The organism is Sphingobium sp. RS1 (assembly GCF_056156825.1).
Genome location: NZ_JBLZXE010000002.1, coordinates 1,128,044 through 1,149,725, shown reverse-complemented (window position 1 = coordinate 1,149,725; position 21,682 = coordinate 1,128,044). Strand labels below are relative to the sequence as shown.

Annotated in this window: 19 protein-coding genes; 8 read left to right on the top strand and 11 right to left on the bottom strand. The window is 63.1% G+C overall.

Annotation, left to right across the window (positions count from 1 at the left end; translation table 11 throughout):
• The 3 genes from ACNHGR_RS07085 (at window position 1) to ACNHGR_RS07075 (ending at window position 2,837) form a co-directional block, all read left to right on the top strand.
• On the top strand, window positions 1–1,395 hold the full coding sequence (locus ACNHGR_RS07085) for an L-serine ammonia-lyase (RefSeq protein WP_475285002.1): 1,395 nt from the start codon (window positions 1–3) through the stop codon (window positions 1,393–1,395).
• 183 nt (window positions 1,396–1,578) lie between these two features.
• Entirely contained in the window at window positions 1,579–2,232 is a 654-nt protein-coding gene (locus tag ACNHGR_RS07080; RefSeq protein ID WP_184265386.1) for a porin family protein, read from the top strand.
• A gap of 185 nt (window positions 2,233–2,417) precedes the next feature.
• Window positions 2,418–2,837 (top strand): acyl-CoA thioesterase, encoded by a 420-nt coding sequence (locus tag ACNHGR_RS07075; protein WP_475284999.1) that lies wholly within the window; start codon window positions 2,418–2,420, stop codon window positions 2,835–2,837.
• Window positions 2,838–2,915: 78 nt separating this feature from the next.
• Here the strand turns inward: ACNHGR_RS07075 and ACNHGR_RS07070 are convergent, their stop codons facing one another.
• From ACNHGR_RS07070 to ACNHGR_RS07035, 8 genes are all read right to left on the bottom strand, one after another.
• Window positions 2,916–3,236: a ribonuclease E inhibitor RraB gene (locus ACNHGR_RS07070; RefSeq protein WP_475284998.1), complete on the bottom strand. Its 321-nt coding sequence runs from the start codon at window positions 3,234–3,236 to the stop codon at window positions 2,916–2,918.
• A 101-nt stretch (window positions 3,237–3,337) separates the two neighbouring features.
• Window positions 3,338–4,012, bottom strand: a complete 675-nt coding sequence (pyrF, locus tag ACNHGR_RS07065; RefSeq protein WP_475284996.1) for an orotidine-5'-phosphate decarboxylase — start codon at window positions 4,010–4,012, stop codon at window positions 3,338–3,340.
• Entirely contained in the window at window positions 4,009–4,359 is a 351-nt protein-coding gene (locus ACNHGR_RS07060) for a LapA family protein (protein ID WP_184265380.1), read from the bottom strand. Before ACNHGR_RS07060 ends, pyrF begins: the two co-directional genes overlap by 4 nt.
• Window positions 4,360–4,393: 34 nt before the next feature.
• Complete coding sequence (locus ACNHGR_RS07055; RefSeq protein ID WP_475288351.1) at window positions 4,394–5,263, bottom strand: aldose 1-epimerase; 870 nt, start codon at window positions 5,261–5,263, stop codon at window positions 4,394–4,396.
• 17 nt (window positions 5,264–5,280) lie between these two features.
• A complete protein-coding gene (locus ACNHGR_RS07050; RefSeq protein ID WP_184265377.1) occupies window positions 5,281–6,693 on the bottom strand; it encodes a sugar porter family MFS transporter in 1,413 nt (470 codons plus the stop codon).
• A gap of 37 nt (window positions 6,694–6,730) precedes the next feature.
• Entirely contained in the window at window positions 6,731–7,603 is an 873-nt protein-coding gene (locus tag ACNHGR_RS07045; RefSeq protein WP_475284994.1) for an SMP-30/gluconolactonase/LRE family protein, read from the bottom strand.
• 4 nt (window positions 7,604–7,607) lie between these two features.
• Window positions 7,608–8,366 carry a D-xylose 1-dehydrogenase gene (xylB, locus tag ACNHGR_RS07040; RefSeq protein ID WP_475284993.1) on the bottom strand — a complete coding sequence of 253 codons (759 nt, stop codon included), beginning with the start codon at window positions 8,364–8,366 and terminating at the stop codon, window positions 7,608–7,610.
• Window positions 8,363–9,493, bottom strand: a complete 1,131-nt coding sequence (locus ACNHGR_RS07035) for a fumarylacetoacetate hydrolase family protein (RefSeq protein ID WP_221417023.1) — start codon at window positions 9,491–9,493, stop codon at window positions 8,363–8,365. The genes xylB and ACNHGR_RS07035 overlap by 4 nt, the downstream gene beginning before the upstream one ends.
• Before the next feature lie 153 nt (window positions 9,494–9,646).
• On the opposite strand from ACNHGR_RS07035, the gene ACNHGR_RS07030 reads away from it, so the two are divergent.
• Window positions 9,647–9,871, top strand: coding sequence for a hypothetical protein (locus tag ACNHGR_RS07030; RefSeq protein WP_475284991.1), 225 nt, complete (start codon window positions 9,647–9,649; stop codon window positions 9,869–9,871).
• 233 nt (window positions 9,872–10,104) lie between these two features.
• Here the strand turns inward: ACNHGR_RS07030 and ACNHGR_RS07025 are convergent, their stop codons facing one another.
• Window positions 10,105–10,524, bottom strand: a complete 420-nt coding sequence (locus tag ACNHGR_RS07025) for an EF-hand domain-containing protein (protein ID WP_475284990.1) — start codon at window positions 10,522–10,524, stop codon at window positions 10,105–10,107.
• A gap of 276 nt (window positions 10,525–10,800) precedes the next feature.
• Here ACNHGR_RS07025 and purB point away from each other — a divergent pair, with 276 nt between their 5' ends.
• On the top strand, window positions 10,801–12,111 hold the full coding sequence (gene purB / locus ACNHGR_RS07020; protein WP_475284988.1) for an adenylosuccinate lyase: 1,311 nt from the start codon (window positions 10,801–10,803) through the stop codon (window positions 12,109–12,111).
• Between the two features lie 97 nt (window positions 12,112–12,208).
• Here purB and ACNHGR_RS07015 read toward each other — a convergent pair whose 3' ends face one another.
• Window positions 12,209–13,327 carry a LacI family DNA-binding transcriptional regulator gene (locus tag ACNHGR_RS07015; RefSeq protein ID WP_475288349.1) on the bottom strand — a complete coding sequence of 373 codons (1,119 nt, stop codon included), beginning with the start codon at window positions 13,325–13,327 and terminating at the stop codon, window positions 12,209–12,211.
• Between the two features lie 25 nt (window positions 13,328–13,352).
• Window positions 13,353–15,476 carry an alpha-glucuronidase family glycosyl hydrolase gene (locus ACNHGR_RS07010; protein ID WP_475284986.1) on the bottom strand — a complete coding sequence of 708 codons (2,124 nt, stop codon included), beginning with the start codon at window positions 15,474–15,476 and terminating at the stop codon, window positions 13,353–13,355.
• 161 nt (window positions 15,477–15,637) lie between these two features.
• Here ACNHGR_RS07010 and ACNHGR_RS07005 point away from each other — a divergent pair, with 161 nt between their 5' ends.
• From ACNHGR_RS07005 to manD, 3 genes are read left to right on the top strand one after another with little or no spacing between them, the layout of a single operon-like run.
• Entirely contained in the window at window positions 15,638–18,025 is a 2,388-nt protein-coding gene (locus tag ACNHGR_RS07005; protein ID WP_475284984.1) for a glycoside hydrolase family 3 N-terminal domain-containing protein, read from the top strand.
• The gene (locus ACNHGR_RS07000; protein ID WP_475284982.1) at window positions 18,025–20,394 is read left to right on the top strand and encodes a glycoside hydrolase family 3 N-terminal domain-containing protein; all 2,370 of its coding nucleotides are present in this window, start codon (window positions 18,025–18,027) and stop codon (window positions 20,392–20,394) included. The genes ACNHGR_RS07005 and ACNHGR_RS07000 overlap by 1 nt, the downstream gene beginning before the upstream one ends.
• A gap of 14 nt (window positions 20,395–20,408) precedes the next feature.
• Window positions 20,409–21,620: a D-mannonate dehydratase ManD gene (manD, locus tag ACNHGR_RS06995; protein WP_475284980.1), complete on the top strand. Its 1,212-nt coding sequence runs from the start codon at window positions 20,409–20,411 to the stop codon at window positions 21,618–21,620.
• The last annotated feature ends 62 nt before the right edge of the window (window positions 21,621–21,682 follow it).

The following is a 21,682-nucleotide window of genomic DNA, read 5'->3' as shown; positions in this document are numbered from 1 at the left end:
GTGACGAAGAGCGCGATCGACGCCGCCACCGCCATCAGCGTGATGGACCTGTTCACCATCGGCATCGGTCCGTCCAGTTCGCATACGGTGGGGCCGATGCGCGCCGCGCTCATGTTCATGGACACGCTGCCGGCCAAGCCGACGCGGGTGCAGTGCGAATTGTTCGGGTCACTGGCGCTCACCGGCAGGGGGCATGCGACCGATAGCGCCATCCTGCTCGGCCTCTCCGGCTATCGCCCGGAAAGCGTCGATCCCGATGCGATCACCACCATCCTGGCTCAGATCCGCAGCGACCGCCGCATCCGCGCCGGCAGCGCCATCGACCAGTGGCTCGCCTTCGAGGAGGAGCGCGACCTGCTGTTCCGCATGGGCGAGTTTCTGGAGGCGCACAGCAACGGCATGCGCTTCACTGCCTGGATCGACGGGCGCGACGATCCGATCGTGCGCGACTATTATTCCATCGGCGGCGGCGCTGTCCTGCCGGGCGTGGTACCGGTCAGCGATGAAGCACCGCTCGGCCATAATGTCGTCCAGCCCTGGCCCTTTTCGTCCGGCGCAGAAATGCTGGCGCAGGGCGATGTCAGTGGCTTGTCGATCGCCACCCTTGTGCTGCGCAACGAAGGCGCCTGGCGCGCGCAGGCGGAGACGGAAACCTTCCTCGACGCCGTGATCGACGCCATGAGCGCGTCGATCGACCGGGGGCTGATGCAGGAAGGACTGTTGCCCGGCGGCCTCAAGGTCCGCCGTCGCGCCCGCGCCATTCATCAGCGCTTGCGCCTGCAACAGGATGCGCTTGGCCCCGCGCAGATTTTCGAATGGGTCAGCCTGTTTGCGCTCGCCGTGAATGAAGAAAATGCCGCCGGCGGCCGTGTCGTCACCGCGCCCACCAACGGCGCGGCGGGCGTCATCCCGGCTGTGCTGCATTATTATCGCCGCTTCGTGCCCGGCGCCGATCGCGACGGGGAACGTCGCTTCCTGCTCACCGCTGCCGCAATCGGTTTCCTCTACAAGAAGCGCGCCTCCATCTCGGCGGCCGAAATGGGCTGTCAGGGGGAAGTCGGCGTCGCCTGTTCCATGGCAGCCGCTGGCCTTGCCGCCGTGCTGGGCGGCACGAACACGCAGGTCGAAAATGCCGCTGAGATCGGCATGGAACATAATCTCGGCCTCACCTGCGATCCGATCGGCGGCCTCGTCCAGATTCCCTGTATCGAACGCAACACGATGGGTGCGGTCAAGGCGATCAACGCGGCCTATCTCGCGCTGCAAGGCGACGGCCGCCACATCGTCAGCCTGGACGCCGTCATCGAAACCATGCGCCAGACCGGCGAGGACATGGCGAGCCGATACAAGGAAACATCGCTCGGCGGTTTGGCCGTGAACGTCGTGGAATGCTGAAAAAAGTTCCGTCGTTTCATCGCTCTATCTGAACGCTCACACGCCGAATTGAACCGATTTCGTGACATTAATGGCACAGAATCAGGTGTTTATCTCCTGTTCATGAAACCAATCGGCCCGCTCCGGCTTCATCGCCTCACCCCCGCAAGAGGGGACAAGAAAATGATGAACGGAGTATCTGTTATGCGTAAGTTGATGGTCGCAACTCTTCTCGCCGGTGCCACTGTCGCCACGCCCGCCCTTGCGCAGGATGTCGGCCCGACCTTCACCGGCCCGCGTGTCGAAGGCATCCTTGGCTATGACCATACCGGTGCAGGCAGCACGGTCGATAATGACAATGGCAGCGACGACCAGTCGATCGACGGTCTGCTCTACGGTATCGGCGCCGGCTATGACATGAATCTGGGCAGCGCCGTTGTCGGCGTAGAGGGCGAGTGGACCAACTCCACCTCCAAGAGCAACCGCCGCGACTTCAGCGACAATTTCGGCTTCGGCCGCGTGAAGCAGGGCCGCGACCTCTATGTCGGCGCCCGTGCCGGTATCCTGGCCGATCCCGCCACGCTGGTCTACGTCAAGGGTGGCTATACCAACACGAAGCTCAACGTGCTGGCCGGCGATACCGACGAAAGCACCGACACCGCCTTCAAGCTGGACGGCTGGCGCATCGGTGCTGGCGTGGAACGCGCGATCAACGCGAATACCTTCGCCAAGGTCGAATATCGCTATTCCAAATATGAAGATGCCCACATCAATTTCGCCGATGGCTCGACCAGCAGCGAATTCGGCATCGACACCGACCGCCACCAGATCGTCGGCAGCGTCGGCTGGCGCTTCTAAGAGCCAACAACCGTTCGTTTCGAGCGCAGCCGGGAAACGGGAAGCGCTGTTTTGTCCGCGTCTCGACAGGCTCGGAGGGAACGGAGTGGGTGGGAAAGGGGCCGGTCTTCGGATCGGCCCCTTTTTCCGTATATCCGCCTTGTGCCCTCTATCAGGGGACATGCAGGCCTGTTATTGACACTCATGTGAGTAACGCGATTCCCCACCGCTTCCCGATCGGCATCGATCCGACCGACATCGACTTCATGGGGCATGTCAACAATGCCAGCTACCTGAAATGGGTACAGGAGGCGGTGCTGGACCATTGGCGCGCGCTGGCCCCGGCCGAAGCGGTCGCCCAGCATCTCTGGGTCGCGCTCAAGCATGAGATCACCTATCGCAAGCCCACCTTCCTGGACGACGATGTGATCGCCACCGTCCTGCTGGAAAAGGTACAGGGCGCCCGCGCCTTCTACGAAACGGTGATCCGCCGTGGCGAGGAAGTGCTGGCCGAGGTCAAGTCCAGCTGGTGCTGCATCGACGCCAGCAGTCTGCGCCCCGCGCGACTGACGCGCGAAGTGATCGACCGGTTTTTCGCTTCGGATGATGGTAGCGATCGGGGTTGATCCGCGGGTGGTTTTATGTCCGAGATGGGTGGAAAGGGGACTGCCTGATTTGGAACAGGAAACTATCGACAGCCGCCCTTAGGCCCGAAAAAATCCCCAACCGTCAGTTCGCCCACCGTATCGTTGAGCGAGAACCTCGAAGCGCTCTTCCCATGAGGTTATGTTAGTGGCTGAAGGCTGCAATTCCACTGTCACGGTAACGTCCCATGGATCTTCAACTCGATCTGTTTCTATAACGTCAATTTTCAACCCATCCCGTTCGCATTCGGCAGCGAAGTCCTGAGCCGCTGCAAGGGTAGCAAAAACATGCGAAAAGTCGACCGGCCTCGAAGGGGCAAGATCACTACCATCTCGTTCCATACCCGCTAGAATTTCTGCGTTTTCTTCGAGCAGTGACATAGGCGCCTCCAATGGACGCCCATGTCTGAAGGAATGACCTCTTTCGGGCAAGCCAACGGTTCGTGTGACCGGCAAAAACTGGTCGTTCGCCGGACACCTACCTACAACGTCGCCTCAATCTCCCGCGCCGCCATGTCCGGGTTTTCCGCCTGGCTGATCGGTCTGCCGATGACCAGCATCGACGCGCCCCGGTCCAGCGCCTCGCGCGGGGTGACGGCGCGCTTCTGGTCGCCCATGGCGCCGCCGGTCGGGCGCACGCCGGGCACCACGAAATAGCCGTCGTTCCACGCAGCCTTGGCGATCCCCACTTCCGCGCCCGAACAGACGATGCCGTCCAGCCCCGCGCTCTGGGCGAGGTCGGCGAGGCGACGCACCTGATCCTCCGCCTTGCCACCCACGCCGATATCCAGCAGGTCGCCATCGTCCAGGCTGGTTAGTACGGTCACGGCCACCACCTTGGTATTGATGCCCGCCGCCGCCTTCGCATCCTCCAGCATGGCGCGGCCGCCGGCGGCATGGACGGTCAGCACCGCCGGCTCCAGCACATGCAGCGCCTGCACCGCCTTCGCCACCGTATTGGGAATGTCGTGGAGCTTGAGGTCGAGGAAGATCGGCAGGCCGAACTTCATCATCTCATGCACGCCATGATGGCCGTTGGCGCAGAAAAATTCGAGGCCCAGTTTCAGCCCGCCGACATGATGCCGCACCTGCCCGGCCAGCGTCTGGGCCTTGGTCAGGTCGGGCGTGTCGATGGCGACATAGATGGGGCTGCTCATGCTGATCCTGTAACGGTTGGAGTAGGGGCGGGGGAGTCCGCGACGGTCGTAAGGCTGGGCGCATCGGAAAAGGCGGGCGGCGGCGGGGGGGCGGCGGCGGCCGTGGCGGCGGCCAGCGCGCGCTCGCTGCTGTCCAGGCGGCGCTTCAACCGCCAGCGCGTCGCCCGCGCCATCACCCAGAAGGGCAGCGCGCCCAGCAGGAAGGCGACGATCAGCAGCACGGGCAGCTTGGTTTCCATCACCATATCGCCCCACAGGCGTACGGTCACGGGGACGTAATTCGCCATGCAGAAGAAGGCGAGCGCCACGGCGATGACGACCCAAAAGGCTGTCCGCAAAAACTGCATAGGCTAGACCCTCTTGCTGTTGGTGAAGGGCAGCTTAGGCGATTGCGGCGGATTTCGGAAGCGCCGGTTGGATTTTGTCGATGGCGATGGTCATGGACAGGCTTGCCGTCTCGCCGGGGGCAAGCACCGGCATGCCGCCGCGATTGATCGCATCGGGCATATGGCTGACCGGCTCCAGGCAGAAATCGACGCTGTCGGGCGGGCGATAGACATGCAGCCAGTCGGCGCCGGTCGCCGTCATCGTCAGCCTTATCCCGTCGCCGCGCTGCACGATCGCCGTGCCGTCCCAGCCGGTATAGGCATTGTCGACCAGCGTGCTGCCGCGCACGATGGCGGGGCTGGACCAGTCGCCCAGTGCATCGGCGGGCGCCTGCGCATCGGGCAGCATGTCGGGCGTGGACAGCCACAGGCCCCGCGCGCCAAAGGTCAACGTGGTCGCTTCGTCGGCGAGGAAATAGGGATGGAAGCCCAGCCCGATCGGCATGGCGACATCGCCGATATTGTTTACGGACAACGACAGGGACAGTTGCGACGGGGTCAGCGTGATCCGCTGCTCGGCCCGATAGGCGGACGGCCAATGGGCCTCGCCACGATGCTCATGGATCAGGTGCGCGGACGTTTCACCTGTCTCACTCGCTGTCCAACCTGTCTGCCAGCCAAAGCCATGAATGCTGTGCGGATGATCGCCGAAGTTGAGCGGCAATTGATAGTCCGCGTCCGCGAAGGCGAAGCGCCCGTCTGCGATGCGATTGGCATAGGGCACCAGCGGAAAGCTGGCCATGGCCAGCGGATCAGCGGCTCCATCCGGTGCCCGCCGCAGCAGGTCGACGCCGTCCAGCGCCAGCGCCAGCAGCGAACCGCCGACGGCGGGCGACAGGACCGCTTCCAGCCCTCCCGCCCGCAGGATGATGCTATCCGTGCTCAGCCGACCATATCCTCAAGCTCGCGCCCCTTCGTCTCATGCACCATGGCGCGGACGAAGAAGAAGCTGATGGCCGCAAAGACCGCATAGCCGACATAGGCCGTGGCCAGACCCGGCCAGGTTACCAGCGACGGGAAGCTGACCGAGACGACCGCATTGGCGATCCATTGGGCAAAGCCGGCGACGGCCAGACCCGATCCGCGGATCTGGTTCGGGAACATCTCGCCCAGCATGACCCACATAATCGGGCCCCAGCTGGCGTTGAAGAAGATGACGTACAGGTTCGCCGCGACCAGGGCAATCAGGCCATTATTGCCGGGCAGGCTGACCGCGCCGTCCGCGCCGGTGACGGCAGTGGAGAAGGCGTAGGCGACCGTCGCCAGCGTCACCGCCATGCCGGCCGAACCGATCAGCAACAACGGCTTGCGGCCGATCCGATCGACCAGCGCGATGGTGGCCAGACAGGCGCCGATCGAAAGGACGCCGGAAATGATGTTGATCTGAAGCGCATAATCTTCGGCAAAGCCCACGGCTTCCCACAGGGTCGCGCCATAATAGAAGACGACGTTGATGCCGACGAGTTGCTGAAAGACGGCTAGGCCGATACCTGTCCATACGATCGGGCGGATCTTGCCGCTGGCCTTGTCGACCAGGTCGGACAGCTTGGGCCGGTGATGGTCGGCGGCCAGGCTAGCGCGGATTTCCGCGACCTTGCGCGCGGCTTCCTGCGCCCCGAACAGGCGGGTCAGCACGGCCAGTGCACGCTCGTCCTGCCCCTGTGCGACAAGGTAGCGGGGGCTTTCCGGGATGACGAGCAGGGCAAGGAAATAGATGGCAGCAGGAATAGCCTGCAACCAGAACATCCAGCGCCAAGCCGGGAAGTCGAGCCACAGCGTCGCGGTCGATCCGCCAGCATAGCGGGCCAGCACGAAATTCGCGACGAAAGCACCGGTCAGGCCGGAGATAATCATCACCTGCTGCACCGACGAGAGTCGACCGCGCACGGCGGCGGGGGTGACTTCGGAGATATAGACGGGTGAAATGACGCTCGCGGCGCCGACGCCCAGGCCGCCGATGATGCGGGCGATGATGAAGATGGCGGAGGAGCCGGCGGCCCCGGCCAGCAATGCGCTGACGAGGAAGAGGACCGCAGCCAGCATCATGACGCCACGCCGGCCGATGATGTCGGCCATGCGGCCTGCACCGAACGCGCCGATGGATGAACCCACCAGGATCGCGCCGACATTGATACCGATGCCCAGCTTGCCCAGGTCAAAGGCGCTTTCCAGCCCTTTTTGCGTGCCGTTGATGACGCCGCTGTCATAGCCGAACATGAAACCGCCGATCGTCGCCACAGCCACGATCGCGGCGATAAAGGCCATGTTGACCTTTTCCGCGCTCCCCTCACTCATCCTTTTGCGTCCTTCCAATTCTTATAATCGTTGCGGCTTACAACGTGGCGACATGGCCCGGCAGCCCGGCCACGCCGGGGTCGAAGGCGAAGAGATCGCCTGCCAGGGGCTGTTTTGTCAACGCTGTCATGTCCAGCCCCTTGCGCGCCGTCGTCGCATAGGCGGTGGCCAGCCCTTCGCCACCAAAGGCGATCTTGGTGATATTGGCCACGGGGAAGCGGATTTCCCGCATCAGCTTGCCCGCCGGATCGTAACGGCGCACCACCCATCCGCCGAACAGGCCGGTCCACAGGCAGCCTTCCGCGTCGACGGTCGGCCCATCGGGATAGCCGGCATCCGCTTCGATCTTCGTAAACAGGCTGGTGTTGCCAACCGATCCGTCGTCGTTCAGGTCTGTGCGCCAGATGCGCTTGCCCAACGTGTCGGTATGATAAAGCGTCCGGCCATCGGGCGACAGGGCAGGACCATTGGTGATCGACACGGCCGGCAGGCCGCTCTCGACACAGGCGCCCTTGTGGAAGCGGTAGAAATAGCCGCTATCGGCTTCCTCCGCATCATCCATCGACCCGAACCACAGCGCGCCATCGGGCGCGACGCAGGCATCATTCTGGCGGTTACCGGGCAGATGGGTTTCGGGCGCATGGAGCAGCGTGAAGCTGGCCTGTACCGGATCAAAACGATGCACACCGGTCTGCAAACCAACCGCGAACAGGCCATCGTCGGTGGGCACGATCCAACCGACCTGACAGGGCGCCGCCCAGCTACGCCCAACATCCAGTGCCGGGTCGTAGCGGTGAATGCTATGCCCTTTGATATCGACGAACCACAGGGCGGCGTCGCGCGCCACCCAGATCGGGCCTTCGCCCAGTGTCGCGCCGACCGACAGGACGCTCTGTGGCTCTGCGCTCATGGCGTCAGCGCCAGCCGGCATCGATGAAATAGTCATGCGCGGTGCAGTAACGTGCATCGTCGGACGCCAGGAACATCGCCAGCGCCGCTACGTCGACCGGCAGGATGCGGCCGTCCAGACATTGCGCGGCGACGATCTCGGCCTCGCCCTCCGGCGTATACCATTTTTCCTGCCGTAACGTCTTCACATTGCCGGGGATGATGGTGTTGACGCGGATATTGTCGCGGCCAAGGTCACGGGCGAGGCTGCGAGTCAGCCCTTCGATCGCGGCCTTCGAGGTCTGATACAGGACCAGATCGGGCAAGGCGAGATGCCAGCTGATCGATCCGAAGTTCAGGATCACGCCGCCGCCCGCGCGCTTCATCGCGGGAACGACAGCCTGTGCGGCGAAGAAGAGATGGCGCAGATTGACCGCCATGCGCTCTTCCCAATAGGCGGGCGTCACTTCTTCGATCGTGTGGCGATCGTCATTGGCGGCATTGTTGATGAGGATGTCGATGCCGCCGAAATCCGCCTCCACGCTGGCCATCATCGCCTGTACGGCGTTGATGTCACGCAGGTCGATCGCGTGGAAGACCGGTGCGAAGTCGGCACTGGACAGGCGCGCGACCAATGCCTCGCTTTCGGTCACGGCGATGTCGCAAAAGGCGACTTGCGCACCCTGTCCGACAAAGGCTTCGACCAGCCCTTCGCCGATGCCGCTGCCGCCGCCGGAAATGAAGACCCGCTTGCCCTTCAGGCTGGGGTAGATGGCGTGGCTCATGCGGTTTCTTTCAGCAGGCCGCGTGCGGCCAGATTGGTGAACAGGGCAGTCAGGCCATAGGTCCAGGGCGCGGCATCCTTCGATGTCACCACTTTGTTGACCAGCTTGCCGAGGCGCGGAGTGGAAATGGCCACCACGTCGCCGACCTTGTGGGTGAAGCCGCGACCCGGCTCGTCACGATCCTGTACAGGCGCGAACAGCGTACCCAGGAACAGGGTGAAGCCGTCGGGATATTGATGTTCGGACAGCGTCTGACGCACCAGTTCCAGCGGGTCGCGGCTGATTTGGTTCATGCTGCTGTGGCCCTCCAGCCGATAGCCTTCCGGCCCGTCTATGGTCAGCGCCACTTCGGCATTGCGGACGTCATCGATGGTGAAATCACTATCGAACAGGCGGACGAGCGGGCCGAGCGAGCAGGAGGCGTTATTGTCCTTCGCCTTGCCCAGCAGCAAGGCTGACCGTCCTTCGAAATCGCGCAGGTTGACGTCATTGCCCAGCGTCGCGCCGATAGCGCTCCCAGTCGCATTGACCAGCAGCACGACTTCCGGCTCGGGATTGTTCCAGGTGGAATCCGATCGGATGCCGATCTCCGCGCCCAGCCCGACGGTCGACAGGACCGGCGACTTGGTGAAGACCTCCGCATCCGGGCCGATCGCGACTTCCAGATATTGCGACCAAAGGCCATCCTCGATCAGTGCGGCCTTCAGCGCGGCGGCTTCAGCCGATCCGGGCACTACGGCGCGGATGGAACCACCCACGCGCTCTTCCAGGCGACCGCGAATCTCGGCGGCTGCACTGGCATCGCCACGCGCCCGTTCCTCGATCACGCGCTCCAGCGCGGACAGAGCGAAGGTGACGCCACACGCCTTGACGCATTGCAGGTCGACCGGGCTGAGCAGCGGCAGCGCCAGAGTATCGAGCTGTCCGAGATCTTCGCCCGTCGCGGCGTCAAGCGGCAGCTTCTCGACCAGTTGTGCAACTGTCGGCGCGATCCGGCTCATGTCATAGGCGATGCCCTTGTTGACTAGGATCGGGCTGGGGCCATCGGCGGTCAGGACGCGGCCGATAAACTGGCCCTCGCGCCAATCGGCGGGCAGGCAATCAAGCAAGGAGATTTCTCCCGGCATCATCAACTCCTAATCAGGCGGTTCTAAATTGATAGCGCTACCAACATCGAACCGCGAGCGAAGTCAAGAGGGCGCGGGTAAAATGCAAATGCGATGGAATGGCGCGCTACCGTCTTTTCCCGGCGCCTGCTTTGAGGCATAGCTGCTGCTGTCATGAGCAAGACCGAAAACAGCGCGTCGGACACCGACGCAGTCGCCGGCGCACAAGCAGCCGCTTCCGCAACGCCCGCAGCCGAAAAGGCCAAGGACAAGAGCAAGGTGGATCTTGCCACCGCAGCTATCAAGTCGGCGGGCAAGGGCGTATGGGCTGGCGCAGCCGTAGGGATCGGATCGGCCGCGATCGTCGCGGCCTTGCTCTACAGCCGCAAGAAGAGCTGAAGCGCTGTAAATTTGTATAAAAGCCGTTCGTCCCTAGCCCGTCGGACGGCTTCTTTTCTCGCGCGTGCGGAAAATCGCTGGGCTTCGAAAGGCTCAGCCCGAACGGCGTTTTCACCAGATGCCCGCGCATAAAAATGAGGCGGCATGGCCTTCGTTCCATGCCGCCTCCGGGTGCGACCCCTCAGGCTCTTATATCCCCGCCTTCGTGACAGAGGGGGATGTGGTCGTTCCTATTATCCGGCGCCGCCGGTCAGATAAGTCACCAGCTCGGGCTTGCTGACCGATATGCTCTTGTCCTTGTCTGCTGTCGAAAAGGCGCCGTTGGCCCATGCCGTGACCTGTTCGGCCGGCAGGGTTGATCCGGTCGCCTTCATTTCCTGGCTCTTGAGCGCGACCATCCAGCGGGTGAATTCCGACTGGTCGAGTTGACCGTCCTTATTGGCATCATAGGCAGGAAATTCGCTTTCCACGATGGATGCGACCGAAGCGGCCGGATTGGCGGGCGCGGCGGGTGTCGCAGCCTGCGGCGTCGCGGACGCAGCCGGAGTCGCGGGGGCAGCGGGCATGGCACCCTCGGCCGGAGCCGGGCTCTGCTGGGCCATCACGGGCGCCGCTATCGCAAGGGCGGTTGTGAATAGGATTGTGCGGACCATGGCAATCTCCTGTTACCTTGAATGAACCGGGACGAACTATGTTCCGGAAAACCTCGTTATGCTCGCCTAATAATGAACGGGAACTGGCGATGTTCCTGAATATCTGTTCATGTTGCGGTATTCGTCTTGAAAATATGCTCGACTCATCGGTCTTTTCTGTTCGCGTCATGAAAGCGGCAATCCGCTGCCGTCCTGTCTTTCCCGATTTGCCCCGATGGGCCGACGCTGCTAGGCGGCGCGGCAACAATTCCTCCTCCAGCCGCTAGGATTCGCGCCATGGTCCCTCGCTACGCCCGCCCGCAAATGACCGCCCTTTGGGAACCGGAGGCCCGGTTCAAGATCTGGTTCGAGATTGAGGCGCACGCGACCGAGAAGCTGGGCGAACTGGGCGTCGTGCCGCCATCCGCGGCCAAGGCGCTGTGGGACTGGTGGGCGACGAACCCGGCCATCGACGTGCCTGCGATCGACGCGATCGAAGCTGTCACCAAGCATGATGTCATCGCCTTCCTGACCTGGGTGGCCGAGCAGGTGGGCGACGAAGCCCGCTTCATGCATCAGGGCATGACCTCTTCGGACGTGCTCGACACCTGCCTTGCCGTGCAACTGGCCCGTGCCGCCGACATCCTGATCGAGGATCTCGACAAGCTGCTGGAGGTCATCAAGCGCCGCGCCTTCGAACATAAGCTGACCCCGACGATCGGCCGCAGCCATGGCATCCATGCCGAGCCGGTCACCTTCGGCCTCAAGATGGCCGAAGCCTATGCCGAGTTCAGCCGCTGCAAGACCCGCCTGATTGCAGCGCGCGAGGAAGTCGCCACCTGCGCCATTTCCGGCGCGGTCGGAACCTTCGCCAATATCGACCCGCGCGTGGAAGAGCATGTGGCCGAAAAGCTGGGCCTCGCCATTGAGCCGGTATCGACCCAGGTCATTCCGCGCGACCGTCATGCGATGTTCTTCGCGACGCTGGGCGTCATCGCCTCCTCGATCGAGCGCCTCGCCGTCGAGGTTCGCCATCTCCAGCGCACCGAAGTCCTGGAAGCCGAGGAATATTTCTCGCCTGGCCAGAAGGGCTCGTCGGCCATGCCGCACAAGCGCAACCCGGTGTTGACCGAAAACCTGACCGGCCTTGCCCGCGTGGTCCGCGCCGCCGTGGTTCCGGCGCTGGAAAATGTGGCGCTGTGGCATGAGCGCGACATCAGCCATTCGTCGGTTGAGCGTTTCTTCGGCCCCGACGCGACCATCACCCTCGACTTCGCGCTCGGCCGCCTGACCGGCGTGATCGACAAGCTGCTCATCTATCCCGAGCGGATGATGAAGAATCTCGACAAGATGGGCGGCCTCGTCCACTCGCAGCGTGTGCTGCTGGCCCTGACGCAGGCGGGTGTGAGCCGCGAGGACAGCTATCGCTACGTTCAGCGCAACGCCATGAAGGTGTGGGAATCGGACGGGCAACTGTCGCTGCTGGAACTGCTGAAGGCTGACGAAGATGTCGCCAAGGCGCTTTCCGCGCAGGAGATCGAGGACAAGTTCAACCTCGACTATCATTTCAAGCAGGTCGACACGATCTTCAACCGCGTGTTCGGCTAGATCTAAGCTAATCCCCGTTCGTTTCGAGCGAAGTCGAGAAACGCTGGCACAGCGCTATCCGCTTCTCGACAGGCTCGAAGCGAACGGATTTCTTGCTCTACCGCCCGCCCATTCGCGGTCGCATCCGGGGCGCCGCATCGGACTGGCGCCGGATCAGCGCGTGATCCAGCACCAGATGCTCGACTTCCGCGTCACTGCCGCGCCGGCCTTTCAACTGCCGCACCAGCACTTCCACCGCCGCGCGCGCCATGGCGCTGATCGGCTGGCGGATGGTGGTCAGTTCCGGCCAGATGGTCGTCGCCAGCGAGGTATCGTCGAACCCGCACACCGTCAGGTCGCCCGGCACATCCAGCCCGGTGCGATGCGCGATCGCCACCGTCGCGGCGGCCATGTCATCATTGCTGGCGAAGATGGCGGTCGGCGGGTCGAGCAGCGACAAGATATGTTCGGCCGCATCCAGCCCCGACCGATAGGTGAAATAGCCCTGCGCGATCAGTTCGTCCTGCACCGGCAGGCCGGCTTCGCGCAGCGCGGCGATATAGCCTTCGAACCGCTTGGCGCTGGCGCTCTGGTTCGGATTGCCCTTGATGAAGCCGATGCGGCTATGGCCCAGCGCGATCAGGTGTCGCGTCATTTCATAGGCAGCGATCCGGTCGTCAATGCTGACGGCGGCCAGTTCTCCCGGTGCGCGTCCGGTCGCAACGGCCACGGCGGGGATGCCGGCATCGTCCAGGGCATCGACCAGTTCCGGCAGATCGCACAAAGGGGGGGGCAGAATCACGCCGTCGATCCGCCCACGCTTCAGATGGGCGACAACCGATGCGACGGACGTTTCCTCATCCCATTTCTCCACGACCAGGTCGACGCTGCTGCGGCTGGCCTGATCCAGGCTGCCGACCAGAAATTCGCTGAGATAAGAGGAGGAGGGGTTGGAATAGAGCAGGCCGATCCGCGTCTCGTCGCCGCCCGCCAATGTCCGCGCCGCGGCGCTGGGGGCATAGTTGAGCGCGGCGATCGCCGCCTCCACCTTCTCCCGCGTAGCGGCGCGCACCACCTGTTCGCCATTGATGACGCGCGATACGGTCATCGGCGACACGCCGGCATGGACGGCGACGTCGTTGATGGTGGGCGCGTTGCGCTGGCGGCGGGAAGATCGGCTGTCGCTCAAGAAGGCACTTTCGCTGGGATGATGTCGCAAGTGAAATGGTAGCGACATCATCCGCAATATTTAAAGCGAAAAATCAGTTATGCCCGGGCGCATAGGGGAATTTGAGCGCCTTGTACCAATTGAGGTCATGCGCCGGTTCGGCTGATCCGGCGGGCAGGGGGCGTTTCGACACCGACTGGAAATAGGCGATGCTGGCGTCGCGCCACCATTGGGCCTCACGATGCTGGATCGTCAGGAAGGCGTCCGTCTCCGCGAAGCGTTCCGCATCGACATAGGGTTTCAGCGATGTCCATGTCGTCTGCATGGTCGCGACATAGTTCACGCCCCGATCATAACGATGGATCAGGCCATCCCACAGCGTCTCGCCCGATTGCAGGCGATAATCCCATGGCACATGATGGAACCACAGCAGGTCGCGTTCCGGCGTGCTCTTCACATTATTCCACATCTTCGCCACCGGCGGCGCATATTGGCCTGCCGCGTCGCTGCCGCCCTTCGTCCGGTCAAAGCCGATGCCGCCCGCATCCGCCTTGTGATAATAGACCGGGTTCCATTCAGGTCGCGCCAGTTCCGATACCCACGGCCCGGGACCATAATGATGGCCCGTGTCCATGACATGTGCCAGACCCAGCGGCGTCATATAGTCGACCGCGGCCTCGCGCGATCCCATCATCATCCTGACCATGGGCTGCACGACCCTGGGATCAGGTGAGAAGGTCATCTCCGCCCATTCCTTCGCAATCGCTTCTGCCGACAGGCTGGTATCCCAGGCCAGGCGGCCAAAGGCATACCAGTCGGCCTGGTTGAAGATCGACCCGCTCCAGTCGCGATCGACGCCGATATTGGCGACGCCAGCGATACCGGTCAGCTTGTGGCCCTCCAGCGATCCGTCGATCACCTTGGCGACTGTCGATCCCTTGCCCTTGGCGTAGGTATCGGCGTCCAGCGTCTCCTCGAACAGCGGGCCAAGGTAAGTGAGATGCGTCGACTGGCCCAGATATTCCTTGGTGATCTGGAATTCCATCATCAGCGGCGTCTTGGGCATTGCGCCGAACAGCGGATGGAAAGGCTCGCGCGGCTGGAAGTCGATCGCGCCATTCTTCACCTGAACGATGACATTGTCGGCGAACTTGCCGTCCAGCGGTTTGAAATCAGTATAGGCCTGCTTTGCCCGATCATCGGGATTGTCATGGGCATAGACAAAGGCGCGCCACATCACGATGCCGCCATGCGGCTTCATCGCAGCCGCCAGCATGTTCGCGCCATCGGCATGGGTACGATTATAATCCTGCGGTCCCGGCTGGCCCTCGCTGTTCGCCTTGACCAGGAAGCCCCCGAAATCGGGAATCGCCTTGTAGATTTCGTCCGCTTTCGCCTTCCACCATGCGGCGACGGCCGGGTCGAGCGGATCTGCGGTCTTGAGGCCGTCCAGTTCCATCGGCGCGGTCCATTTGACCGACAGATAGACCTTGATGCCATAGGGGCGGAACACGTCCGCCAGCGCCGCCGCCTTGGCGATATAGGGCGCGGTCAGACTGTCCGCCTTGGCATTCACATTGTTGAGGACGGTGCCGTTGATGCCGATCGAGGCATTGGCTCTGGCATAGTCGCTATAGCGCGGTCCCTTCCAGTCGGGCAGGCGCCACCAGTCCCAGATCGACTGTCCGGCATAGCCGCGCTCCACCGTGCCATTGAGATTGTCCCAATGGTTGAGCAGGCGCAATCCGATCTTCGGCGCGCTGCGAATGTCCAGATTGTCCAGGCTCTCGCCGCTCTGGGCGAGGCGCAGCCAGTGATAGGCGCCGTGCAGCAGGCCGATATCGCTGTTGGCGGCGATCACTGTCACCGCCTTGCCGTCCACCGTCACGGTGCGAATCGCATAGCCTTCGTTACCCAGTCCGTCCGTCTTGACCGGCAGGGCGGGTGTGGAGGCGGGCGTTGCCAGCAGCAGCGCGCCTTGCTGGACTGTTGCTGACAGGGCCGGCGTCGTCCCGGTCATGCCGGCGATACCGCGTTGCAATTCCTGGGTCGCGATAGCCAGCGTCGGGCTGTTCCCGCTTGCCACGATAGCGTTCGCATGAGCCGCCAAAGCGCCCGCGCGCGACGGTTCTGCGCGCGCATAGCGCAGCCACAGATCATAGCCGTCCTCGGCCTGCGCCGCAGGCGCCATCACAGGCGTCAGGGCGGTTCCGGCCATGGCAATCATCCAGCAAAACAGGCGCGCTTTCACTTTCATCCTCTCCCTGATCCTCCACCGTCAAAGCCCATCCAACGGGCATTGACAAGTGCGTCTTGTCGAAGCAATGGTAACGCTATCAGTGCGGCTGCGGCAAGCGGAAATATGGTCGCGGTATAAAAATGGAGAGGGGTTTCGTGATCCGTACCAGCACAATCTTCTGCGCAGCCTCGGCGTTGGCGCTCAGTATCGCCTTGCCCGCAATGCCGGCGCAGGCCGCGCCGGCCGCTACGAGCAGCAAGATGATCTACAAGGATGCGAGCGCCCCGATCGAGGCGCGCGTGGACGATCTGCTCGCCCGCATGACGCTGGATGAAAAGATCGCCCAGATCACGACGGTCTGGCTCGACAAGGTCAAGATTTTCGATGACCAACTCCAACTCGATCCCGCCAAGCTGGCGGCCCAATATCCCAATGGCCTCGGCCATTTCACCCGCCCGTCGGATGCGAAGGGTTCCGTCAGTCCCCGCGTTGCCCGTGGCCGCGATCCGCGCCAGACTGTCGCGCTCGTCAACGGCCTGCAAAAATGGGCGACGACGCAGACCCGCCTCGGCATCCCGATCCTGTTTCATGAAGAAGGGTTGCACGGCTATGCGGCTGTCGGCGCGACCAGCTTCCCCCAGTCGATCGCCATGGCCTCCTCGTTCGACACGGACATGCTGCGTGACGTCAACAGCGTGATCGCGCGCGAAATTCGCTCGCGCGGCGTGCCGATGATCCTGTCGCCCGTGGTGGACATCGCCCGCGATCCACGCTGGGGCCGGATCGAGGAAACCTATGGCGAAGATCCCTATCTCGTCAGCGAAATGGGCGTTGCCGCGGTCGAAGGGCTTCAGGGTGTCGGTCGCGGGCGCAATCTGCGCGACGGCAAGGTGTTTGCCACGCTCAAGCATCTGACCGGCCACGGCCAGCCCGAAAGCGGCACCAATGTCGGCCCCGCACCGGTCAGCGAACGCGAACTGCGCGAAAATTTCTTCCCGCCCTTCGAGCAGGTGGTGAAGCGCACCGGCATCGAAGCCGTCATGGCCAGCTATAATGAAATCGACGGCGTCCCCAGTCACGCAAACCGCTGGCTGCTGGAAAATATCCTGCGCGAGGAATGGGGCTTCAAGGGCGCGGTCGTCTCCGACTATTCGGCCGTCGACCAGTTGATGAGCATCCACCATGTCGCCGCCAATCTGGAAGAAGCGGCGCAGCGCGCACTCGACGCCGGCGTCGACGCGGACCTGCCCGATGGCCTGTCCTACGCCACGCTCGGCAAGCTGGTGCGCGAAGGCAAGGTCAGCGAAGCGAAGGTCGATCTCGCCACCCGTCGCATGCTGGACCTGAAATTCCGCGCCGGCCTGTTCGAACATCCCTATGCCGATGCCGCCGCGTCGGAAAAGATCACCAATAATGCCGAAGCCCGCGCGCTGGCGCTGAAATCCGCGCAGCGCTCCATCACCCTGCTCAAGAATGACGGCATGCTGCCGTTGAAGCCCGAAGGCACGATCGCCGTCATCGGCCCGAGCGCCGCCGTCGCGCGTCTGGGCGGTTATTATGGCCAGCCGCCGCACACGGTATCGATCCTCGACGGGATCAAGGCGAAGGTCGGCACACGCGCGAACATCGTCTTCGCGCAGGGCGTGAAGATCACCGAGGATGACGACTGGTGGGCCGACAGCGTCACCAAGTCCGATCCTGCCGAAAATCGCAAGCTGATCGCGCAGGCGGTGGAAGCGGCGAAGAATGTCGATCGCATCGTCCTGACGCTGGGCGACACCGAACAGTCAAGCCGCGAAGGCTGGGCCGACAATCATCTGGGCGACCGCCCGTCACTCGATCTGGTCGGCGAGCAGCAGGAACTTTTCGACGCCCTGAAGGCGCTGGGCAAGCCGATCACCGTCGTCCTCATCAATGGCCGTCCAGCCTCGACCGTGAAGGTCAGCGAGCAGGCCAACGCCATACTGGAAGGCTGGTATCTAGGCGAGCAGGGCGGCAATGCCGTCGCCGACGTCCTGTTCGGCGATGTGAACCCCGGCGCGAAGCTGCCCGTCACCGTGCCGCGATCGGTGGGTCAGTTGCCGATGTTCTACAATGCCAAGCCTTCGGCGCGGCGCGGCTATCTGTTCGACACCACCGACCCGCTCTATCCCTTTGGCTTTGGCCTCAGCTACACGACGTTCGATCTGTCGGCGCCGCGCCTTGCCGCGACCAGCATTGGCACGGGTGGCAAGACGACCGTCTCGGTCGATGTCCGCAACACCGGCGCGCGGGAAGGCGACGAGGTCGTCCAGCTCTATATCCGCGACAAGGTCAGCAGCGTCACCCGTCCGGTCAAGGAGTTGAAGGGGTTCCAGCGCGTCACCCTCAAGCCCGGCGAAACCCGCACGGTCAGCTTCACCATCAGTCCTGAAAGCCTCCAGATGTGGAACGACCATATGGAGCGCGTGGTGGAACCGGGCGATTTCGAGATCATGACCGGCAACAGCTCGGTCGCACTCAAATCCGCCACATTGACGGTGCGATAATGGCGCTCGCCCGTCGTCAGGCTCTGGGGCTGCTGGCCTCCACTTCCTTCTTCGCGGCGGCCCCGGCCGTCGCGGCGCAGGGCAGGGGGCCGCTCTACAAGGATGCCTCCGCTCCAATCGACCTGCGCGTGCGCGACCTGCTGGCGCGCATGACGCTGGAGGAGAAGGTGGCGCAGATCATCGCGCTCTGGGCGACCAAGGCGCAGATCATGGACGGCATCGCCTTCTCACCCGAAAAGGCGGACAAGGCCTATCCCGACGGCTTTGGCCAGATCACGCGCCCATCCGACCGGCGGGGCGCTGCGGGCGATGCCAATCAGGCGGGCGGCGTCGGCGCGCATTGGCGCAGCCCAAAGGAAACCGTCGATTTCATCACGGCTGTCCAGAACTGGGCGACGCAGAAGACCCGGCTAGGCATCCCGGTGCTGTTCCACGAAGAGTCGCTGCACGGCTATATGGCGACGGAAGCGACCATGTTCCCGATGGCGATCGGCCTGGCGGGCAGCTTCGACCGGCAACTGATGCAGGATGTGCAATCGGTGATTGCCCGCGAAGTCCGCGCGCGCGGCGTTCACCTGGCGCTGTCGCCGGTGGTGGACATTGCCCGTGATCCGCGCTGGGGCCGGATCGAGGAAACCTTTGGCGAAGATCCCTATCTTTGCGGCGAAATGGGCGTCGCAGCAGTGCTGGGGTTGCAAGGCGAAGGCAAGCAACTCGGCCCGGACAAGGTCATGGCCACGCTCAAGCATATGACCGGCCATGGCCAGCCCGAAAGCGGCGAAAATGTCGGCCCCGCGCCGATCAGCCAGCGCGAATTGCGGGAGAATTTCTTCCCGCCCTTCCGTCAGGTGGTGAAACGCACCGGTATTGGCGCAGTCATGCCGTCCTATAATGAAATTGATGGGGTGCCGTCGCACCAGAATAAGTGGCTGCTGGCCGATATCCTGCGCGGCGAATGGCATTTCGACGGCGCGGTGGTCAGCGATTATGGCGCCGTCCACGAACTCGACACCATCCACCATGTCCAGCCCGATCCGGAGGCGTCGGCCCGTGCCGCCCTGCGTGCCGGGGTCGATTGCGAGCTGCCCGATGGTCTGACCTATCGGACGCTCGTGGAACAGGTCCGCAGCGGAAAAGTGCCCCTCGAAGCCGTCGACATCGCCTGCACGCGTATGTTGACGCTCAAGTTCCGCGCGGGCCTGTTCGAAAATCCATGGCCGCGCCGGGATTATGATGCGCTGACCGGCAATGCGCAGGCCCGTGCGCTGGCGCTGAAAGCCGCGCACAGGTCGATCGCGCTGCTCAAGAATGACGGTATCCTGCCGCTGACGGCCGGCGCGCATCCGCGTGTCGCGGTGATCGGCCCCAATGCTGCCATCGCCCGGCTCGGCGGCTATAGCAGCGTGCCGCGCCAGACCGTGTCGCTGCTGGAGGGCGTTACCGCCCGGCTGAAGGGCAAGGCGCAGGTCGTCCATGCGCAGGGCGTGTTTATCACCCGTAGCGAGGACCGCTCGGTCGACGACGTGCAACTGGCCGATCCGGCGCGGAACCAGGCGCTGATCGCAGAGGCGGTCGAGGTGGCGAAGGGCGCGGATATCGTGCTGCTCGCCATCGGCGATACCGAACAGACCAGCCGCGAAGGCTTTGCGAAAAACCATCTGGGCGACCGCACCAGCATCGATCTGGTCGGGGAGCAGAATGACCTGTTCGCCGCGATACGGGCGACTGGCAAGCCAGTCGTGGTCTGCGCGATCAACGGTCGCCCGCCCAGCTATCCCGCCGTGGTCGAGGGCGCGAATGCATTGCTCCAATGCTGGTATCCGGGGCAGGAGGGCGGCACCGCCATGGCCGACATCCTTTTCGGGGATGTCAATCCGGGTGCGAAGCTGCCGGTCACGGTGGCCCGCGACGCCGGACAGATTCCGATCTTCTACAATCGCAAGCCATCGGCGCGGCGCGGCTATGTGTTCGAGGATGTCTCGCCGCTATTTCCGTTCGGATATGGCCTTAGCTATACGCAATTTGACTATGGAAAACCTAGACTTTCTCAGAAAAGCATAGGTGTCGGCGGTATGGTGACGGTCGAGGTCGACGTGCGCAATGTCGGACAGCGGGCCGGCGATGAAGTGGTCCAGCTCTATGTGCATGACCAGACGGCCAGCGTCACCCGCCCGATCAAGGAACTCAAGGGCTTCGAGCGGATCACGCTCGCGCCCGGAGAGACGAGGACCGTCCGCCTGCCGCTCGGCCCCGACGCCTTCATGCTGTGGAATCTGGACATGCAGGAAGTGGTCGAACCCGGCCTCTTTGACATCATGGTCGGACCCGACAGCCGGAATCTCCAGACCGTTACGCTCGAAATCATCTGAACAGGACCGCTCAAATGCCTAAGATTATTGATGCCAAGGTCATTGTTACCTGCCCCGGCCGCAACTTCGTCACGCTGAAGATCATCACGGATGAAGGCGTCTACGGCCTTGGCGACGCGACGCTGAACGGCCGTGAACTCTCGGTCGCCAGCTATTTGCAGGACCATGTCATTCCCTGCCTGATCGGCCGCGACGCGCACCGGATCGAGGATATCTGGCAATATCTGTACAAGGGTGCCTATTGGCGCCGTGGTCCGGTGACGATGTCGGCCATCGCCGCTGTCGATACCGCACTGTGGGACATCAAGGGCAAGCTGGCCGGCCTGCCGGTCTATCAGTTGCTGGGCGGCGCCAGCCGTGAAAGCGTTATGGTCTATGGCCATGCCAACGGCACCAGCATAGAGGATACGGTCAAGGTCGCGCTGGAATATCAGGCGCAGGGATATAAGGCCATCCGCATCCAGTGTGGCGTGCCCGGCATGGCGTCCACTTATGGCGTGTCGAAGGACAAATATTTCTACGAACCGGCTGACGCCGACCTGCCGACCGAAAATGTGTGGAATACCAGCAAGTACCTCCGCATTGTTCCCGAACTGTTTAAGGCTGCGCGCGAAGCGCTGGGCTGGGACGTCCACCTGCTGCACGACATCCATCACCGCCTGACGCCGATCGAGGCCGGTCGCCTGGGCAAGGATCTGGAACAATATCGCCCCTTCTGGCTGGAAGATGCGACGCCGGCTGAAAATCAGGAAGCCTTCAAGCTGATCCGTCAGCACACCACGACGCCGCTGGCCGTGGGCGAGATTTTCAACTCGATCCATGATTGCCGCGAACTGATCGAAAACCAGCTGATCGACTATATTCGCGCCACCGTGGTCCATGCCGGCGGCATCAGCCACTTGCGCAAGATCGCCAATCTGGCCGATCTCTATCAGGTGCGCACCGGTTGCCATGGCGCGACCGACCTGTCGCCGGTCTGCATGGCCGCCGCGCTGCATTTCGACCTGTCGATCCCCAATTTCGGCGTGCAGGAATATATGCGCCACACGCCCGAAACCGACGCCGTCTTCCCGCACGCCTACACGTTCGAGAATGGCGCGATGCATCCGGGCGATGCGCCGGGTCTGGGTGTCGATATCGACGAGGAACTGGCCGCCAAATATGAATATAATCGCGCCTTTCTGCCGGTGAACCGGCTGGAAGACGGCACCATGTTCAACTGGTGATCGATATGCTCGGCTCATCTTTCCCACCTATGGTTTTTACGGCCCCCACATCCGTTTCTGCT

Excerpts from the sequence above, each read along its gene's own strand:
- ACNHGR_RS07035 (WP_221417023.1), bottom strand. The coding sequence starts at position 9,493 with ATGCCGGGAGAAATCTCCTTGCTTGATTGCCTGCCCGCCGATTGGCGC.
- ACNHGR_RS07010 (WP_475284986.1), bottom strand. The coding sequence starts at position 15,476 with ATGGCCGGAACCGCCCTGACGCCTGTGATGGCGCCTGCGGCGCAGGCC.
- ACNHGR_RS07005 (WP_475284984.1), top strand. The coding sequence starts at position 15,638 with ATGGAGAGGGGTTTCGTGATCCGTACCAGCACAATCTTCTGCGCAGCC.
- xylB (WP_475284993.1), bottom strand. The coding sequence starts at position 8,366 with ATGAGCCACGCCATCTACCCCAGCCTGAAGGGCAAGCGGGTCTTCATT.
- ACNHGR_RS07060 (WP_184265380.1), bottom strand. The coding sequence starts at position 4,359 with ATGCAGTTTTTGCGGACAGCCTTTTGGGTCGTCATCGCCGTGGCGCTC.
- manD (WP_475284980.1), top strand. The coding sequence starts at position 20,409 with ATGCCTAAGATTATTGATGCCAAGGTCATTGTTACCTGCCCCGGCCGC.
- ACNHGR_RS07080 (WP_184265386.1), top strand. The coding sequence starts at position 1,579 with ATGCGTAAGTTGATGGTCGCAACTCTTCTCGCCGGTGCCACTGTCGCC.
- ACNHGR_RS07045 (WP_475284994.1), bottom strand. The coding sequence starts at position 7,603 with ATGAGCGCAGAGCCACAGAGCGTCCTGTCGGTCGGCGCGACACTGGGC.
- ACNHGR_RS07050 (WP_184265377.1), bottom strand. The coding sequence starts at position 6,693 with ATGAGTGAGGGGAGCGCGGAAAAGGTCAACATGGCCTTTATCGCCGCG.
- ACNHGR_RS07030 (WP_475284991.1), top strand. The coding sequence starts at position 9,647 with ATGAGCAAGACCGAAAACAGCGCGTCGGACACCGACGCAGTCGCCGGC.
- ACNHGR_RS07000 (WP_475284982.1), top strand. The coding sequence starts at position 18,025 with ATGGCGCTCGCCCGTCGTCAGGCTCTGGGGCTGCTGGCCTCCACTTCC.
- purB (WP_475284988.1), top strand. The coding sequence starts at position 10,801 with ATGGTCCCTCGCTACGCCCGCCCGCAAATGACCGCCCTTTGGGAACCG.
- pyrF (WP_475284996.1), bottom strand. The coding sequence starts at position 4,012 with ATGAGCAGCCCCATCTATGTCGCCATCGACACGCCCGACCTGACCAAG.
- ACNHGR_RS07070 (WP_475284998.1), bottom strand. The coding sequence starts at position 3,236 with ATGTCACTGCTCGAAGAAAACGCAGAAATTCTAGCGGGTATGGAACGA.
- ACNHGR_RS07025 (WP_475284990.1), bottom strand. The coding sequence starts at position 10,524 with ATGGTCCGCACAATCCTATTCACAACCGCCCTTGCGATAGCGGCGCCC.
- ACNHGR_RS07015 (WP_475288349.1), bottom strand. The coding sequence starts at position 13,327 with ATGTCGCTACCATTTCACTTGCGACATCATCCCAGCGAAAGTGCCTTC.